This is a genomic window from Kutzneria sp. NPDC052558, from assembly GCF_044547355.1.
Taxonomy (GTDB): Bacteria; Actinomycetota; Actinomycetes; order Mycobacteriales; family Pseudonocardiaceae; genus Kutzneria.
This window is the reverse complement of sequence record NZ_JBIUAG010000002.1, coordinates 504,910-521,040: the sequence shown is the minus strand read 5'-3', so window position 1 is coordinate 521,040 and position 16,131 is coordinate 504,910. Positions and strand designations below refer to the sequence as shown.

The 16,131-nt window shown below is 71.4% G+C and carries 20 protein-coding genes; 13 read left to right on the top strand and 7 right to left on the bottom strand.

Going from position 1 to position 16,131, the window contains the following annotated elements; genetic code table 11:
- Positions 1–170 precede the first annotated feature (170 nt).
- The 4 genes from ctaD to ACIG5F_RS05530 all read left to right on the top strand — a co-directional run bounded on the left by ctaD (position 171) and on the right by ACIG5F_RS05530 (position 4,331).
- Entirely contained in the window at positions 171–1,913 is a 1,743-nt protein-coding gene (gene ctaD / locus ACIG5F_RS05545) for a cytochrome c oxidase subunit I (protein WP_396516171.1), read from the top strand.
- Positions 1,914–1,996: 83 nt separating this feature from the next.
- On the top strand, positions 1,997–3,223 hold the full coding sequence (gene serB, locus ACIG5F_RS05540) for a phosphoserine phosphatase SerB (protein ID WP_396516170.1): 1,227 nt from the start codon (positions 1,997–1,999) through the stop codon (positions 3,221–3,223).
- Positions 3,220–3,978, top strand: coding sequence for a peptidyl-tRNA hydrolase (locus tag ACIG5F_RS05535; RefSeq protein WP_396516169.1), 759 nt, complete (start codon positions 3,220–3,222; stop codon positions 3,976–3,978). Before serB ends, ACIG5F_RS05535 begins: the two co-directional genes overlap by 4 nt.
- On the top strand, positions 3,975–4,331 hold the full coding sequence (locus tag ACIG5F_RS05530) for an OsmC family protein (protein ID WP_396516168.1): 357 nt from the start codon (positions 3,975–3,977) through the stop codon (positions 4,329–4,331). Before ACIG5F_RS05535 ends, ACIG5F_RS05530 begins: the two co-directional genes overlap by 4 nt.
- Here ACIG5F_RS05530 and ACIG5F_RS05525 read toward each other — a convergent pair.
- Genes ACIG5F_RS05525 through ACIG5F_RS05505 form a run of 5 tightly spaced genes read right to left on the bottom strand, consistent with a single transcriptional unit; the run spans position 4,328 to position 8,734 of the window.
- Positions 4,328–6,361, bottom strand: coding sequence for an ATP-dependent DNA helicase (locus ACIG5F_RS05525; protein ID WP_396516167.1), 2,034 nt, complete (start codon positions 6,359–6,361; stop codon positions 4,328–4,330). The genes ACIG5F_RS05530 and ACIG5F_RS05525 overlap by 4 nt on opposite strands.
- Before the next feature lie 32 nt (positions 6,362–6,393).
- Positions 6,394–7,014, bottom strand: coding sequence for a lipoyl(octanoyl) transferase LipB (gene lipB, locus ACIG5F_RS05520; RefSeq protein ID WP_396516166.1), 621 nt, complete (start codon positions 7,012–7,014; stop codon positions 6,394–6,396).
- A gap of 2 nt (positions 7,015–7,016) precedes the next feature.
- Complete coding sequence (locus tag ACIG5F_RS05515; RefSeq protein WP_396516165.1) at positions 7,017–7,604, bottom strand: biotin transporter BioY; 588 nt, start codon at positions 7,602–7,604, stop codon at positions 7,017–7,019.
- A gap of 12 nt (positions 7,605–7,616) precedes the next feature.
- Positions 7,617–8,348: a glycosyltransferase gene (locus tag ACIG5F_RS05510; RefSeq protein ID WP_396516164.1), complete on the bottom strand. Its 732-nt coding sequence runs from the start codon at positions 8,346–8,348 to the stop codon at positions 7,617–7,619.
- On the bottom strand, positions 8,345–8,734 hold the full coding sequence (locus tag ACIG5F_RS05505; protein WP_396516163.1) for a hypothetical protein: 390 nt from the start codon (positions 8,732–8,734) through the stop codon (positions 8,345–8,347). The genes ACIG5F_RS05510 and ACIG5F_RS05505 overlap by 4 nt, the downstream gene beginning before the upstream one ends.
- Positions 8,735–9,033: 299 nt before the next feature.
- On the opposite strand from ACIG5F_RS05505, the gene wecB reads away from it, so the two are divergent.
- A complete protein-coding gene (wecB, locus tag ACIG5F_RS05500) occupies positions 9,034–10,197 on the top strand; it encodes a non-hydrolyzing UDP-N-acetylglucosamine 2-epimerase (RefSeq protein ID WP_396516162.1) in 1,164 nt (387 codons plus the stop codon).
- A 101-nt stretch (positions 10,198–10,298) separates the two neighbouring features.
- A complete protein-coding gene (locus ACIG5F_RS05495; RefSeq protein ID WP_396516161.1) occupies positions 10,299–10,946 on the top strand; it encodes a choice-of-anchor P family protein in 648 nt (215 codons plus the stop codon).
- A 13-nt stretch (positions 10,947–10,959) separates the two neighbouring features.
- Here ACIG5F_RS05495 and ACIG5F_RS05490 read toward each other — a convergent pair whose 3' ends face one another.
- Positions 10,960–11,529, bottom strand: coding sequence for an isochorismatase family protein (locus ACIG5F_RS05490; protein ID WP_396516160.1), 570 nt, complete (start codon positions 11,527–11,529; stop codon positions 10,960–10,962).
- Positions 11,530–11,536: 7 nt separating this feature from the next.
- Positions 11,537–12,820, bottom strand: a complete 1,284-nt coding sequence (locus tag ACIG5F_RS05485; RefSeq protein ID WP_396516158.1) for a nicotinate phosphoribosyltransferase — start codon at positions 12,818–12,820, stop codon at positions 11,537–11,539.
- Between the two features lie 43 nt (positions 12,821–12,863).
- On the opposite strand from ACIG5F_RS05485, the gene clpS reads away from it, so the two are divergent.
- The 7 genes from clpS to ACIG5F_RS05450 are packed head-to-tail and all read left to right on the top strand — an operon-like array spanning position 12,864 to position 16,127.
- On the top strand, positions 12,864–13,151 hold the full coding sequence (gene clpS / locus ACIG5F_RS05480; protein WP_396516157.1) for an ATP-dependent Clp protease adapter ClpS: 288 nt from the start codon (positions 12,864–12,866) through the stop codon (positions 13,149–13,151).
- A complete protein-coding gene (locus ACIG5F_RS05475) occupies positions 13,148–13,705 on the top strand; it encodes a DUF2017 domain-containing protein (protein WP_396516156.1) in 558 nt (185 codons plus the stop codon). The genes clpS and ACIG5F_RS05475 overlap by 4 nt, the downstream gene beginning before the upstream one ends.
- Positions 13,702–14,676, top strand: coding sequence for a P1 family peptidase (locus tag ACIG5F_RS05470; protein WP_396516155.1), 975 nt, complete (start codon positions 13,702–13,704; stop codon positions 14,674–14,676). The genes ACIG5F_RS05475 and ACIG5F_RS05470 overlap by 4 nt, the downstream gene beginning before the upstream one ends.
- Entirely contained in the window at positions 14,673–14,909 is a 237-nt protein-coding gene (locus ACIG5F_RS05465) for an ATP-dependent Clp protease adaptor ClpS (RefSeq protein WP_396516154.1), read from the top strand. The genes ACIG5F_RS05470 and ACIG5F_RS05465 overlap by 4 nt, the downstream gene beginning before the upstream one ends.
- Positions 14,906–15,385 carry a hypothetical protein gene (locus ACIG5F_RS05460; RefSeq protein WP_396516153.1) on the top strand — a complete coding sequence of 160 codons (480 nt, stop codon included), beginning with the start codon at positions 14,906–14,908 and terminating at the stop codon, positions 15,383–15,385. Before ACIG5F_RS05465 ends, ACIG5F_RS05460 begins: the two co-directional genes overlap by 4 nt.
- Positions 15,382–15,621, top strand: coding sequence for an ATP-dependent Clp protease adaptor ClpS (locus ACIG5F_RS05455; protein WP_396516152.1), 240 nt, complete (start codon positions 15,382–15,384; stop codon positions 15,619–15,621). The genes ACIG5F_RS05460 and ACIG5F_RS05455 overlap by 4 nt, the downstream gene beginning before the upstream one ends.
- Positions 15,618–16,127, top strand: coding sequence for a hypothetical protein (locus ACIG5F_RS05450; protein WP_396516151.1), 510 nt, complete (start codon positions 15,618–15,620; stop codon positions 16,125–16,127). The genes ACIG5F_RS05455 and ACIG5F_RS05450 overlap by 4 nt, the downstream gene beginning before the upstream one ends.
- The last annotated feature ends 4 nt before the right edge of the window (positions 16,128–16,131 follow it).

The following is a 16,131-nucleotide window of genomic DNA, read 5'->3' as shown; positions in this document are numbered from 1 at the left end:
CGCGAGCAAGGCCGCCGCCGCCCGAATCGCCGGTTCCGTGTCCGATCGTGCGATCACGAGTGGTGACGGCGGTCACTCGGACCGGTCAGTGCCGGCCCAGGCGAGCTGACCTGATCTCGCCGGTCTACGATCCAACTGGTTTCCCGAGATGACACTGGCTGGAGGGCATCGTGACGGCCGTAGCACCGCAGCCGATCGCTACGCGTCCCTATCCGACGCGAACGACGGTCAAGGGATCCGCACTGCTGCGGTTGTTCCACACGACCGATCACAAGCAGATCGGGATCATGTACCTGGTCACCTCGTTCGCCTTCTTCATGGTCGGCGGCGCGATGGCCCTGCTCATGCGCACCGAGCTGGCCCAGCCCGGGCTGCAGTTCCTCTCGCAGGAGCAGTTCAACCAGCTGTTCACCATGCACGGCACGATCATGCTGCTGCTGTACGCGACGCCGATCGTGTTCGGCTTCGCCAACTTCGTGCTGCCGCTGCAGATCGGCTCGCCGGACGTCGCCTTCCCGCGGCTGAACGCGTTCGCCTACTGGGCCTACCTGTTCGGCGGCACGATCGTGGTCGCCGGCTTCCTGACCCCGGGCGGCGCTGCCGACTTCGGCTGGTTCGCCTACACCCCGCTATCCGACATGGTGCACTCGCCCGGCGTCGGCGCGGACCTGTGGATCGTCGGCCTGATCCTGTCCGGCCTCGGCACCATCCTCGGCGGCGTCAACATGATCACCACGGTGGTCTGCCTGCGCGCCCCCGGCATGACCATGTTCCGGATGCCGATCTTCACCTGGAACATCCTGGTCACCTCGATCCTCGTGCTGCTGGCCTTCCCGATCCTGACCGCGGCCCTGTTCGGCCTGCTGGCGGACCGGCATCTGGGCGCGCACGTGTTCGACCCCCAGAACGGCGGCGTCATCCTCTGGCAGCACCTGTTCTGGTTCTTCGGCCATCCCGAGGTCTACATCGTCGCGCTGCCGTTCTTCGGCATCGTGTCCGAGATCTTCCCGGTGTTCAGCCGCAAGCCGCTGTTCGGCTACAAGGGCCTGATCTACGCGACGCTGGGCATCGCGGCCCTGTCGGTGACCGTGTGGGCGCACCACATGTACGCCACCGGCGCGGTGCTGCTGCCGTTCTTCTCGTTCATGACCTTCCTGATCGCGGTCCCGACCGGTGTGAAGTTCTTCAACTGGATCGGCACCATGTGGAAGGGGCAGCTGACCTTCGAGACGCCGATGCTGTTCAGCGTCGGCTTCCTGATCACCTTCCTCTTCGGCGGCCTGACCGGCGTGCTGCTGGCCGCGCCGGCGATCGACTTCCACGTGTCCGACTCGTACTTCGTGGTGGCGCACTTCCACTACGTGCTCTTCGGCACCATCGTGTTCGCCACCTACGCGGGCATCTACTTCTGGTTCCCGAAGATCACCGGCCGGATGATGGACGAGGGCCTGGGCAAGCTCCACTTCTGGACCACGTTCATCGGCTTCCACACCACCTTCCTGGTGCAGCACTGGCTGGGCGCCGAAGGCATGCCCCGCCGGTACGCCGACTACCTGGCCAGCGACGGCTTCACCACGCTGAACACCATCTCCACCATCGGCGCGTACATCCTGGGCGCGTCCACGCTGCCGTTCATCTGGAACGTGTTCCGCAGCTACCGGTACGGCGAGGTCGTCGAGGTGGATGACCCGTGGGGCTACTGCAACTCGCTGGAGTGGGCGACCTCCTGCCCGCCGCCGCGGCACAACTTCACCTCGCTGCCGCGGATCCGCTCCGAGCGGCCGGCCTTCGAGCTGCACTACCCGCACATGGTGGAGCGGCTGCGGCTGGAGGCGGAGTACGGCCACACGCCGGCCCCGTCCGAGGTGCTCACCGCGGCCGTCACGGGTAGCGAGGACCCGACGGAGAAGTGACCGTCAACTGAACATTCGAGCAAGCGGGCCCCGGTGATCACCGACACACCGGGGCCCGCTTGCTTTTCCGGCAAACTGAGCGGGTGACTAGCCCCCAAGCCAGCACGGTCCTGATCACCGTCACCGGGCCGGACAAGCCCGGCGTGTCGTCGGTGCTGTTCGCGGTGCTCACCCGGCACGGCGTCGAGGTGCTCGACGTGGAGCAGGTGGTCATCCGGGGCAAGCTGGTGCTGGGGGTTCTGGTCAAGGACGAGCGCGACCCGGAGGGCCTGCAGGAGTCGGTCGAGCAGGCCATGGCCAGCGTCGCGATGAACGTGGACGTGGAGGTCGGGGCCGACCCGCGCAGCTCCTCCCAGAACGGCTCCAGCCACGTGCTGGTGGTGCTCGGCCGGCCGGTCACCGCGCGGGCGTTCACCGAGGTCGCCCGCAAGCTGGCCGCGCTGGGCGTGAACATCGACGCCATCCACCGGGTCGCCGACTATCCCGTGACCGGCCTGGAGCTGCGGGTCTCGGTGCCCGACGACACCGGCGAGCAGGACACTCTGCTGCGCAACGCGGTGGCCGAGGTGTCCTCACGAGTCAACCTGGACGTGGCGGTGGAGCGGGCCGGGCTGACCCGACGGGCCAAGCGACTGGTCGTCTTCGACGTGGACTCCACGCTGGTGCAGGGCGAGGTCATCGAGATGCTGGCCGCCCGCGCCGGCTGCGAGGACCAGGTCCGGCAGATCACCGAGGCCGCCATGCGGGGCGAGCTGGACTTCGCCCAGTCCCTGGAGCGGCGGGTCGCGCTGCTGGCCGGGCTGCCCGAGACCGTGCTCGACGACGTCGCCGCCGAGCTGGAGCTGACGCCAGGGGCCCGCACCACCGTTCGCACGCTCAAGCGCCTGGGCTTCCGCTGCGGCGTGGTCTCCGGCGGCTTCACCCGGGTCATCCAGGGCCTCGCCGACGAGCTGGGGCTGGACTTCTGCATGGCCAACCAGCTGGAGGTCGTCGACGGCCGGCTGACCGGGCGCACCACCGGGCGGGTCATCGACCGGGCCGGCAAGGCCGCCGCGCTGCGCGAGTTCGCCGACGCCTTCCACATCCCGCTGGCCCAGTGCGTCGCCGTCGGCGACGGGGCCAACGACATCGACATGCTCTCCGCCGCCGGCATGGGCGTCGCCTTCAACGCCAAGCCCGCCCTGCGTGAGGTCGCCGACGCCGCCCTCTCGCACCCCTTCCTGGACGCCGTGTTGTTCGTGCTCGGCGTCACCCGCGCCGAGGTCGAGGCGGCCGACGCCGCCGACGGTCTGGAACCATTGCGCCTGTGAACGTGCTTCAACCGCTTGCCGACCGCTACGCCTGGTGGCTGCGCCGCCCCGCGCCGCAGGACACTTCCGACGAGGACCCCGCCGAGGTCCGGGCCATGCCGATCGTGCTGCGCATCGAGAAGGCCACGCCGCCGGACCGGACGCCGCTGCTGGAGGCCGCCGCGGCGGCGGCGATCGCCGTCTGCCTCGATCCCCGGGCCACCGAGCCCGAGGGGGAGTGGCACGGTGAGGTGACGGCGTGGATCGACGGCCGGATCCGCAAGGTGTCGCGACGGGCCCGTGGGGCGCACTGGGAGGCCGTGCAGGCGCTGCCCGGGGTGACCGTGCGGGTCGGCGACGCCGAGGCCCGGGCGCTGCTGCCGTGGAAGGTCGCCGAGACGCCGTACGAGGTGAAGCGGCTCCAGATCACCGGCAGCGAGCTGCCGTTCGACGAACCGGGGGCCGCCCCGCCCGGGGTTCCGGTGCTGTGGATCAATCCCGATGTGCCGATGACCGCCGGCAAGGCCGCCGCCCAGGTCGGGCACGCCACCATGCTGCTCGCCGCCCTGCTGCCGGCCGACGAGCTCGCCGCCTGGCAGGCCGCTGGATTCCCTTGTGCCGTAAGGACTCCGGAGCCCGCTGACTGGAAGCTCCTCACCCCGGGCGAAGACCCCGCCGGCGCCTGGCACTCCCGTGGCGTCGTCGCCGTGCGGGACGCGGGGTTCACCGAGGTCGCCCCCGGCACCGTCACCGTCGTCGCGCAGCGGGCCTCGTGAGCGTCACAGTCCGGCGCGTGGGCGAGGGCCGGTTCGTGGCCCGCACTGCCAACGGGGCGACCGTTGAGGTCGGCGGCGACGGCTTTTCGCCGGTCCAGCTGCTGGAGGCCGCCCTCGCCGCCTGTGCCGCGATGACCGCCGAGCAGCTCATCACCCGCCGAGGCGGAAGTGACTTCGCTGTCATCGCGACGGGAACGCAGTCCGCGCACGAGCTCAGCAGCGTCGACATCGCCTTCGACCTGCCGGCCGACGAACCCCTGGCCACCATCGTCCCCCGGGCCGTGGCCCGCGAGTGCAAGGTCAGCCGCACCGTCGAGCACGGCGCCCCGGTGACCGTCCGGCTGAACGGCTAGGCCGACGCGGCGGCGTCGAGGCGTTTGAGGGCGGCGCGCACCACTTCCGGGTCGTGGGTGGTCCAGAACGGGGGTAGAGAGGCGCGCAGGAAGCCGCCGTAGCGGGCGGTGGCCAGGCGGGGGTCGAGGATGGCCACCACGCCCTTGTCGTTGGTGGAGCGCAGCAGCCGGCCGGCGCCCTGGGCGAGCAGCAGGGCGGCGTGGGTGGCGGCGACGGTGAGGAAACCGTTGCCGCCGCGGGCTTCCACGGCCCGCTGGCGGGCCGACGCGAGAGGGTCGTCGGGGCGGGGGAAGGGAATCCGGTCCACCACGACGAGTTGCAGGGAGTCGCCGGGCACGTCCACGCCCTGCCACAGGGACAGCGTGCCGAACAGGCAGCAGCGCACGTCCTCGGCGAACTTCTTGACCAGCTGGGCGGTGGAGTCCTCGCCCTGGCACAGCACGGGATACTCGATGCGGGACCGGATGGCCTCGCTGGCCTGCTTGGCGGCGCGCATCGAGGAGAACAGGCCGAGGGTCCGGCCGCCGGCGGCGTTGACCAGCTCGACGAGCTCGTCGAGGTAGGCCGGCGGCAGGCCGTCGCGGCCGGGGGTGGGCAGATGCCTTGCCAGGTAGAGGATTCCGCTGCGGCCGTGCTCGAACGGGGAGCCGACGTCCATGCCGCTCCAGCGAGGAGCGCTCAGGTCGGACGGCACTTCCTTCTCGGTGGCGGTGGCGTCGACCACCGGCACCTGGCTGGAGGCGGGCAGCCCCCACTGCCGGGCCAGGGCGTCGAAGGTCCCGCCGAGGGTGAGCGTGGCGGAGGTGAGGACTGTGGTCCGTGGCGCGAAAAGCCGTTCCCGCAGCAGGCCGCCGACGCCCAGCGGCGCGACCTTCACCGTGGGCGGCTTGCTGTCGTCACGGAAGTCGCCGGCCAGCCACACCACGTCCCGCCGGTGGGCCTCGTCCTCGTCGAACGCCTCCAGCAGCCGGACCGCGGTGTCGTGGATCTCGTCGAGCAGCGCCAGCGCGAGCTTGCGGCCGACAGCGCCCTCCGGATCCTCCTTGCGTTCCGGACCGAGGGCGGTGATGCAGCGGTGCGCGGAATCCCGCACCGCGGCCAGCGCGCCGGCCAGCGCCCGGGGCATCGCGTCCAGCCGGCCGATCGGCATCTCCGACAGCACGATCTCCAGGCCTTCGCCGGCCTCGGACAGCTGGTCGGCGACGTCCTCCTCGATCTGCCGCCCGCACCGCCGCACGGCGATCGCCAGCGCGGCGGTGGACAGCTCGGCGGTGGCCACCGACGTCACGCGGTCCACCAGGTCGTGCGCCTCGTCCACGATCACGAGATCGTGGTCGGGCAACACCTTGTAGCCCTCAAGGGCGTCGATCGCCAGCAGCGCGTGGTTGGTGACCACGACATCGGCCCGGCCGGCCTCGGCCCGGGCCCGCTCGGCGAAGCAGTCCACGCCGATCGGACACTTGGACACGCCCAGACATTCCTTGGCACTGACCGAAAGCTGCCGCCACGCCTGGTCGCTGACCCCGGGCACCAGCTCGTCCCGGTCGCCGGTCTCGGTGTCCGACGACCACTCGTGCAGCCGCTTCACGTCCCGACCCAGCCGGGAGATCGCGAACGCGTCGAACAGGCCCTCGTCCTCGGGCTCGTCCGGCGCGCCGGAATGCACCCGGTGCATGCACAGGTAGTTGCGCCGGCCCTTGAGGATGGCGAACGTGGGCTCGCGGCCCAGGGTCTTCTTCAGCGCCGTGGCCAGCCGCGGCAGGTCCCGGTCCACCAGCTGCCGCTGTAGCGCGATCGTGGCCGTGGAGACGACGACGGTCGCGTCCTCGGCGACGGCGTGCCGTACCGCGGGCACGAGGTAGCCCAACGACTTCCCGGTGCCGGTGCCGGCCTGCACAGCCAGGTGCTCGCCGGTCCGGATGGCGCGCTCGACGGCCAGCGCCATCTCCACCTGCCCGGGCCGCTGCTTGCCACCGAGGGCTTCCACGGCTTCGGCGAGCAGTTCTTCGACTGAAGGCAGTTCCGGCACGGGCAAGACGTTACCCGCTATCCCCGACAGGCTTATGCAGCGCCGAGCGCCGTGGCGGCCGCGTCTCGGACCGCGGCCTCTGACGGCGTCGGAACTCCCTGCTCCGAAGCCAGTTCCGCCAGCGAGCACATCGTCACGCCGGGCAGCGCGCACGCCGTGAAGTCCCGGTACACCGACATGTCCGGGTCCACGTTGATGGCGAACCCGTGACTGGTCACCCCACGCCGGATCCGCATGCCGATCGACACCAGCTTGCGGTGGTCCGGCGTCCACACGCCGACGAGGCTGTTCTCGCCGGGCGGCGTGTCCCGCCGGATGGTCGCGAACCCCAACGCCGCCAGCGCCTCGATGAGCCCGTTCTCCACCCACCGCACGATGTCCACCGGCCCGCGCCGCCGCACGTCGACCACCAGATACCCCACCAACTGCCCTGGCCCGTGATAGGTGGCGTACCCGCCGCGGTCCACCTCGACTAGCTGCATGCCGGTCGGTAGATCGGCCGGATCCGTCCGCGGGCTGTAGGTGACCACGGGCGGGTGGCTGAGCAGGAAGAGCCGGTCCTCGGCCCGCCCTTCCTGACGCTCGGCCACCCACCCGCGCATGTCCGCGGCGGCCCGCTCGTAGTCGACGACGCCGAGATCGACCCGCCGCACGGTCAGGACTGCTGGAAGCGGCGGACCAGGGCCCAGGTGCCGGGCAGCAGGCCCGCCGCGAGGGCGACCTTGAGTGCGTCACCGAGCAGGAAGGGCACGACTCCGGCCAGCAACGCGGCGCGGAAGTCCATGCCGGTGGCGGCCATCAGCCACGGCACGCCGATGGAGTAGATGACCAGATTGCCCAGCGCCATGGTGCCGACGGTGCGCAGCGGAGTGCGGTCGCCGCCCACGCGGGCCAGGGCGCCGACGAGGGCGCTGGCGGCGATGAAGCCGATCAGGTAGCCGCCGGTCACGGCGGCCCAGCCGGCCTCACCGCCGGTGAACCACGGCACGCCGGCGAGGCCGGCGACGAAGTACAGGGCCAGCGACAGCCCACCACGCTTCCAGCCGAGGCCGGCGCCGACCAGCAGGGCGGCGAAGGTCTGGCCGGTGACCGGCACGGGGCTGCCCGGGATGTGCACGGCGATCTGCGCCGCGAGCCCGGTCAGCGCGGCCCCGGACAGCACGAGCACGGCATCCTTGGCCAGCGCCCCGGGAATCACGTCGGCCAGCACGGCCCGGCGGTCGGTCACAGCGAGCACGGACATCGGGTCCCCTCCTCACAACGAGTTACTCGTAGTGACCCTAATCGGGGACGGGTGGGGGACTACTGGGACTTTCCTCACGCCGGCGGCGATCTCGGGCCCGGGCAGCCGGCTGGGCGTGGGCGGCTGGTAGACGAAGGTGTCGCGGGCGTAGCCGAGCGGCAGCGGGCGCATGCCTCGCCACGGCTGGCCCTCGGGCCCGGCGATCGAGTCCAGCGCGGACAGGCGGATGAACCGACCGTTGCCGCTCAACGGGTTCGCGTCGGCGGGGCGGGCGAGGCAGGCGTTGGCCAGTCGCTTGAACCAGCTGCGGCCCTCGCCGTTGGTCCGCACGTCGATCTGCACGGCCGCGGTCTCGGGATCGTCGAACTGGGCGGCGGTGATGCCGAGGCAGTTCCAGGCCGGCCGGCTGCCGGCGTCGAGCACGGTGATGATGGCCCGCTCGGGCGTGGCGTGCCGGCCCTGCCACACCTTCAGCGCCCGGTAGGCGGCGTCGAGGGCGTCTTCCTTGCCGGTCCGCGCCTGCGGCCGGTAGCGCTGCACGAGGTGGATGTGCCGCCCCTCGATGCGGCGCAGGCCACGCACCACGGCCGCGGTCCGGTCGTCGGAGTCGTCGTCGATGACCCAGACGTGCGCGGCCTTGAACGTCTGCCGCAGGTACGTGACGGTGCCGCCGATGACGGACTGCTCGTCCCGGCAGGGCACGAAGAAGTGCCATTCCAGTCTGGTCGGGTCACCCAGCTTCACAACTTCTCCCGCCGCACGGTCAACCACCCGAACACCACCAGCGAGGCCACCGCGCCGAGCACGCCGGCCGCCGACCCCAGCCATACCGCCAGCACGTCGACCGCGGCCAGCGTCAGCGCGGTGAAACCCAGCGCCACCAACGCTTTTCGGGTGATCCGGGGGACGAGGGCGATCAACACCGAGGTCAGCAGGAGCAGCGGCACGAGCAGGTAGGCCGACCGGCCCGCCTGTCCGGTGTGGACGGACGGGGTCACCAGTCCGGCCAGGGAGATCTCCACGGCCCGGTGGAGCGGGCGCGCGAGCACCAGCCCGGCGGCGGCCGCGACCAGCAGCACCGCGGCGGCCCGGTTCGCCACCGGGACGCGCAGGGTTGTCACAGCAGTCACGCGTGGTCCTTTCATGTTCGCGTCCAGCGAGGTATCGGAGTCACGCAACGACCCCTGAACGGCCGGAACGGGTGGCTAGGTGACGCTGAACCGGCTGAGATCGGCACACTGAGTAGCGGTGGCTGGGCGAAACGGTGGAACGGTGTCCCTCATGTGGGTCGGCGAGCTTTGCCTAGTTCGGGTGAAGGTCAATAGTCCAAGGCTCGCCCTTCTTCACCTGCCGCAGGAGGACCCCCGCATGCGCACGTCACCCCCAGCCCGCCGACCGTCCACACGGGACATGTGAGGAGCTGGCCCCTTTGAGCACCGAAGTGCTGTTGCTGGCCGGCACCCGGCCAGAAGCACTCAAGGCCGCGCCGGTGGCGCTCGCGCTGTCCGGCCATCCCCTGCTGCGCCCGATGATCGTGCACAGCGGCCAGCACGTGGGCATGGTCGAGCAGGCGCTGGCCGCCTTCGACCTGCGGCCGGACGCCTTCATCCCGCTGCGCCGCGAGATCGGCAGCCAGGCCGAGCTGGTCGCCGGCATGCTGCGGCGGCTGGACGAGCTGATCGTGCGCCGCCACCCGGCCGCCGTGATGGTCCAGGGCGACACGTCCACCGCTCTGGCCGGCGCGCTGGCCGCCTACTGGCGCGGCGTGCCGGTGGCGCACCTCGGCGCCGGGCTGCGCACCGGCGACCTGACCTCGCCCTTCCCCGAAGAGGGCACCCGTCAGATGATCTCCCGGATCGCCGCCCTGCACCTCGCGCCGACCGAGACCGCCGCGCGGGCCCTGCGCGCGGAATCCGTGCCTGGCGACCGCATCACCGTCACCGGCAACACCATTGTGGACGCCTTGCAGCACGTCGTCGCGGCCAAACTGCCGCCCCGCAGCAAGGATCTGCTGGAGTTGGAGGCGCGCGTCCAGGCCGACCAGGGCCGGATCGTGCTGGTGACCATGCACCGCCGCGAGTCCTGGGGCGCGCCGCTGGACCGCGTGCTGGCCGCCGTGCGGTCCATGGTGGACCGTCACCCCGACGTTCACGTGCTGCTGCCGATGCATCCCAACCCGGCGGTGCAGGCCCAGGTCTCGGGCGCGTTGCAGGGCCACGACCGGGTCTGGCTGTGCGAGCCGCTGGACTACCCCGACCTGGTCCGCGTGCTGCGGCAGGCGGCCCTGGTCGTCACCGATTCCGGCGGCCTGCAAGAGGAAGCGCCGAGCTTCGGGGTGCCGGCGCTGGTGGTCCGGGACCACACCGAACGCACCGAGGCGGTCGACGCCGGCTACGCCTGGGTGGTCGGCACCGACGACACCCGCATCGTCGCCGAGGCCGACTGGCTGCTCGGCTCCCACCTGCGCCTGCCGTCCGGACAGAATCCGTTCGGTGACGGCCGGGCGGGCCAACGGGTGGTGGCGGCCCTCGACCGGCTGCTGGGCACCGGCGGAGTGGGCACGCACACCCCCGAATTGGTGGCAATCCGCTGACGTGTCACTCGTCTGGGTGGCTACTACGCCGTCGGGTTACATGACGGCGACCGGACGCAGATGATCGGACGTGAACGACCCTCACCGAAGAAAGGACCCGAATGCTGAGCAGGAGCGCGCGGCGCGTCGGAGCCGGCGCGGTCGCCGTGGTCGCGGCGATGGCGCTCACGGCGGTTCCGGCCGAGGCGACGCCGCTTGGTCAGACCTCGCTGGGATCGGTCGACGTCACGCGGGCCGGGCGCCCCGTGACGGTGCCGCCGATCGCGCCGTGCGACGTCACCGCCGACCAGCAGAACACCAGCAAGGGCACGCGGGCCGCCGGCGTGGCCACTTTCGGCGCCGGCAACACCACGTGCACCAAGGACGCCGGCGCGAAGACCGCCAAGATGCAGGCCACCGGCGACAGCTTCGACCTCACCGCGTTGACGCCCTACGGCGGCCCGGAGATCAAGCTGGCCAGCTACGCCGCGAGCTGCGCCGCCACCACCACGTCCACCACGGCCAACTTCCAGTTCAGCGGCCTACAGGGCGTGGACGCGCCGAAGCCCATCCCGGCCAACTACACCACCACCGTCGGCCCGGCCGACAACCCGCAGGCCCGGATCACCTTCAACGAGGTCATCCAGGCCGAGCCCAACGACGGCAGCGTGACCATCAACATGCTGCACATCGTCCTGTTCCCCAACGGCGGCGGCCCGATGAGCGGCGACGTGATCGTCGGCCACGCCGCCTGCTCGCCCACCTCGTGACGCGACCCGGGGCTCAGCCGAGCCTCGGGTTCCCCACGAACCGCACGCCTTCGCTCTGAAGCTCGGTCAGCGCGAAGTCGGTGCTCTTCGCGCCCACGCCGGCGGTCAGGTCCAGCAGCACGGTGGGATTGAAGCCCAGCCGCTGCGCGTCCTTCGCCGTCGCCTTCACGCAGTAGTCGGTGGCGATGCCGACCACGTCCACGCGGTCCACGCCGCGCTCCCGCAACCAGTCCTCCAGCGACTTGCCCCCGGGCCCGACGCCCTCGAAGCCCGAGTACGCCGCCGCGTGCGCGCCCTTCGAGAACACCGCCTCGATCGAGGACACGTCCAGCTCCGGGTGGAACGACGAGCCGGGCGTGCCGGCCACGCAGTGCACCGGCCAGCTCGACGCGTAGTCCGGGTTGTCACTGAAATGCGAGCCCGGGTCCTGGTGGTAGTCCCGGGTCGCCACCACGTGGTCGTACGAGCTCTCGCTGATGTGCCGCGAGACGTCGGCCGCCACGGCCGCGCCGCCGGCCACCGCCAGCGAGCCGCCCTCGCAGAAGTCGTTCTGCACGTCCACGACGATCAGTGCGGTAGCCATCGCAGCCTCACAGGAAGGTAGTCGGGATCGCCGGTTCGCCGTGCGAGAGCTTCAGGCCCTCCCACGGCACGCTGACCAGGGCCTGCCGCAGCCGTTCGCGGCTCTGCTCGATGGTCGGCAGGTCCGCCACCACCTGTCCAGCCCGCAGCAGAGGGATCTGCAGCTCGCGGTCGTGCTCGCCGAGCTCGGGCCGGTTGCCTTCGGTGTAGACGACTTCCTCGACCGCCGTGCCCGTTTCGCGGAAACGCCGCAGCGCGCCCTTGCGGCCGCCGCGGGATTCCTTGTGGGAGCTGCGCTTGGCCACCGGCCTTCCGGCCACCTCCACCAGCTTGTAGACCATGCCCGCGGTCGGCGCGCCCGATCCGGTCACCAGCGAGGTGCCCACGCCGTAGGAGTCCACCGGCTCCGCGCGCAGCGCCGCGATGGCGTACTCGTCCAGGTCGCCGGAGACGACGATCTTCGTGTTGCGGGCCCCGAGCGAGTCCAGCTGCTCGCGGGCCTGCCGGGCCAGCGGGCCCACATCGCCCGAGTCGATGCGGATCGCGCCCAGCTCCGGGCCCGCGACCTCCACCGCCGTGGCGATGCCCTTGGTGATGTCGTACGTGTCGACCAGCAGCGTCGTGCCCGCGCCCAGCTGCTCCACCTGGGCCCGGAACGCCTCCGCCTCGCTGTCGTGCAGCAGCGTGAAGGCGTGCGCCGAGGTGCCGGCGGTCGGGATGCCGTAGCGGCGGCCCGCCTCCAGATTCGAGGTCGCGGTGAAGCCGGCCAGGTAGGCCACGCGGGCCGAGGCCACCGCCGCCTCCTCGTGCGTGCGCCGGGAGCCCATCTCGATCATGCGACGGCCGTTGGCCGCCGTCACCATGCGGGCCGCCGCCGAGGCGATCGCGCTGTCGTGGTTGAGGATCGACAGGGCCAGCGTCTCCAGCACGACGCCGGTGGCGAACGGGGCCCGCACGGTCAGGATCGGCGAGCCCGGGAAGTACAGCTCGCCCTCCGGGTAGCCGTCCACGTCGCCGGTGAACGCGTAGTCCGCCAGCCAGTCCAGCGTCCGGTCGTCCACCACCCTGGCCGTCTCCAGCCGCTTCAGCTCGGCGTCGTCGAACCGGAACCGGGTGATCGCGTCCAGCAGCCGTGCGGTGCCGCCGACCACGCCGTAGCGGCGGCCGTCGGGCAGCCGGCGGGCGAACACCTCGAACACGCAGGGGCGGTCGGCGGTGTCGTCCCGCAGCGCGCTGGACAGCATCGTCAGCTCGTAGTGGTCGGTGAGCAGCGCGGTGCTCGAACTGGTCATAGCTGATCAGCCTAACGGGGAACGGCATGACACCATTGGCGGTATGACCACGCCCGTCGAGCATGAGCTTCCGGAGGTAAGTGAGGTCGGCAGCGAGGACAACCCCTGGTTGACCGTGGTCTGGAACGACCCGGTCAACCTGATGTCCTACGTCACCTACGTGCTCCAGAAGATCTTCGGCTACAGCCGCGAGAAGGCCACCAAGCTGATGCTCGACGTGCACCACAAGGGCCGGGCGATCGTCTCGTCCGGCAGCAAGGAGAAGGTGGAGTCGGACGTGGCCAAACTGCACGCCGCCGGCCTGTGGGCGACCATGCAGAAGGATTCATGAGGGGTTGGCGGCGGCAGGGCGAGCGCATCGTCGCCGAGGTGGACCGGCAGGAGGCGGCGATCCTGCGGGGGCTGGTGGGCCAGGTGCTGGACATGCTGGCCGCCCGTGAGCAGGACGCGCCCGAGGACGAGCTGGCCGAGCTGACCGGGATCAAGGTGGGGCCGTCCACCGCGCCCGACGACCCGATCCTGTCGCGGCTGCTGCCCGACTTCCACCGGCTGGACGACGACCAGCCCAGCCAGGAGGACATGGACTCGGCGGCGGCGATGCGCAGCCTGCACGAGCCGGAGCTGCTGGCGGTGAAGACGGGCGTGGCGCAGGTCGTGATGGAGACGTGCCCGCCGGACGGCGGCCAGATCGTGCTGTCGATGGAGGACGCCGACGCCTGGCTGTCGGCGATCAACGACGTGCGGCTGGCCCTGGGCACGGCCCTGGACGTCACCGAGGACATGCCGGAGGAGCTGCCGGAGGACGATCCACGCTCGTCCCATCTCGGCGTCTACCACTGGCTGACCTGGGTGCAGGAGAGCCTGGTCACCGCGGTGTCGTCGTGATCACCGACGTGCCGGGCGTGCTGGTCGGGCAGCACCAGCGGCTCGGCGACGGCTGGGCCACGGGCACGACCGTGGTCCTCGTGCCGGACGGTGCGACCGCCGGCGTGGACCAGCGCGGCGGCGCGCCGGGCACCCGGGAGACCGATGTGCTGGAGCCGTCCCGGCTGGTGCAGGAGATCCACGGGGTGTGCCTGAGCGGCGGCAGCGCCTTCGGGCTCGCGGCGGCCGACGGCGTGGTGCGGTGGCTGGCCGAGCGCAACCACGGCGTGAGCGTCGGGGAGTTGCCGCACGAAGTGGTGCCGGTGGTGCCGTCGGCGGTGCTGTTCGACCTGAAGCTGGGGGAGTGGGGCCATCGTCCGGACGCCTCGTTCGGCTACGCCGCCTGTGCAGCGGCCACCGATGGCCCGGTCGAGCAGGGCTGTGTCGGCGCCGGAACCGGGGCACGCTGCGGGTCGCTCAAGGGCGGCATCGGAACGGCTTCGACGGTCGTGGATGGCCTGACGGTCGGGGCCATCGTCGCCGTGAATGCCATGGGGGAGGCGGTGAATCCCGTCGGCGTCCCGTGGGCCTCGGACCACGAGATCGACGGCGAGTTCGGGCTGTCGGCTCCGGGCACGCCGGCCGTGGAGCTCAAGCCCAAGCGATCGGCGCTGAACACCACCATCGGCGTCGTGGCCGTGGATGCCGTGCTGTCCAAGGCCGAATGCCAGCGCGTGGCCGCGGTCGCCCACGACGGCCTCGCCCGCGCCATCCGCCCCGCCCACGCCATGTACGACGGCGACACGATCTTCGCCCTGGCCACCGGCCGGCAGGAGCTGTCCGGCGTCCGCGGCATGGCCCTGGACCGCGTCTGCGAGGCCGGCGCGCAGGTCTTCGCCCGGGCCATCGTGCACGGGATCCTCGCCGCCACCACGGTCGCCGGCATTCCGGCGTACCGTGACGCTTGGCCGGAGGCTTTGGGGGGATTGTGACGGATTGGCACATTGTCGTGCACAACGACGAGGTGAACACGTTTCCGCTGGTCGTGGACGTGTTCCAGCGCATTGTCGGGCTGTCCATGGACGAGGCGATCGCCGGCATGCGGCGGGTGCACGAGCACGGCTCGGCGATGATCTCCGCCGCCGACCGCGCCGGCGCCGAGGCGATGGTGGCGCGGCTGCACACCTACGGCCTGGACGCCTCGGTCGGGCGGGCCGACCGGTGACCACGCTGGAGGAGAACGTCGCGCTGTACGGCGATTTCCTGGTGCTGTCGCTGAGAGTGGAGAGCGTGGCGGTGCTCCGGCGCACGGTCGGGGTGCTGGTTGCGGAGCTCGACGGCAACCGGTGGTCGCTGTCGCGGCGGAGGGTGCTGAACGACCTGTTCCCGCCGGCCTACAAGTCGCGCCGTGAACAGGCGGAGTACGAGAAGCGGCACGGCAACGCCGCGAAGGCGGACTTGCTGGCGGCGGCCCGCCGGGTGCTGGCGGCGCTGGACGGCCCGTGGCCCCCGCGCTATCCGGCGGCCGACGCCGACGACCTGCTGCGGGTGCTCGGCGTCGGACGCCTGCTGTTCACGGATCGGGACACGCCGCCGAACACCGACACTCAACGGGCTGTCGTCGCGGGTTACCTGAGCGCGGTGCAGCACGACATCCTGGTGACGTTGCGGCCGGAATTGGTGGAGGTGGGACCGCAGTGACGGTTTTCCGGGTGGTCGCCTACAACGACCTGCACAGCAAGGACGCGGTCGTCGCCGACGTCCTCAACCGGGTCTGTGGGCTGCCGGCGGCCGACGCGGTCGCGCTGACCCGACAGATCGCCGTCGCCGGCAAGGCCACCGTCGGCCTGGCCGAGACCCGGGAGGACGCCGAGGTGATCGCCGCCCGGATGCTGCGCTTCGGGCTGCGGCCGATGATCGAGAGGAACACCCCGTGAGCGGCTTCGACGTGGTCGTCGGCGAGAGCCAGGTGCTGCTCAACCTCAGCGAGCTCACCGTGTCGGCGCTGCGTGAGGGCATCGGCACGCTGGCCCGGATGCTGGACGAGGCGCCGCCGCAGGGCAGGTTCCGGGACCGGCTGCGGTTCGACCGGGAGCGGCTGGCCCTGCTGGACCGGGTGCTGCCGCCGGTCTCCGACTACGGCCCGTCGGCGCAGGAGTTCCTGGCCCGTCACGGCGTGGGCCTGCGTGAGGAGCTGCGGGACGCGGCCCGGCGGGTGCTGGCCTCGATCCCGGACGCGGGCCCGGCGAGCTATCCGCTGTCCGGCGTGGACGACTGGATCATGGTGCTGGGCCAGGCCCGGCTGGTCTGGGTGCCGCGCGAGGTCGAAGGTGACACCCGATCGAGTGACGCCGCCGTGCGGCGGGCCGGACTGCTCGCCGACCTGCAAGGACAGCTCGTCACCGCGCTGCGTCCGGAGTTGGCCGACCAGCTGACCGGCTGATTCC

Coding starts and splice junctions, on each gene's coding strand:
- ACIG5F_RS05515 (WP_396516165.1), bottom strand. CDS start 7,604: ATGTCCGTGCTCGCTGTGACCGACCGCCGGGCCGTGCTGGCCGACGTG.
- ACIG5F_RS05495 (WP_396516161.1), top strand. CDS start 10,299: ATGCTGAGCAGGAGCGCGCGGCGCGTCGGAGCCGGCGCGGTCGCCGTG.
- ACIG5F_RS05490 (WP_396516160.1), bottom strand. CDS start 11,529: ATGGCTACCGCACTGATCGTCGTGGACGTGCAGAACGACTTCTGCGAG.
- ACIG5F_RS05485 (WP_396516158.1), bottom strand. CDS start 12,820: ATGACCAGTTCGAGCACCGCGCTGCTCACCGACCACTACGAGCTGACG.
- clpS (WP_396516157.1), top strand. CDS start 12,864: ATGACCACGCCCGTCGAGCATGAGCTTCCGGAGGTAAGTGAGGTCGGC.
- ACIG5F_RS05475 (WP_396516156.1), top strand. CDS start 13,148: ATGAGGGGTTGGCGGCGGCAGGGCGAGCGCATCGTCGCCGAGGTGGAC.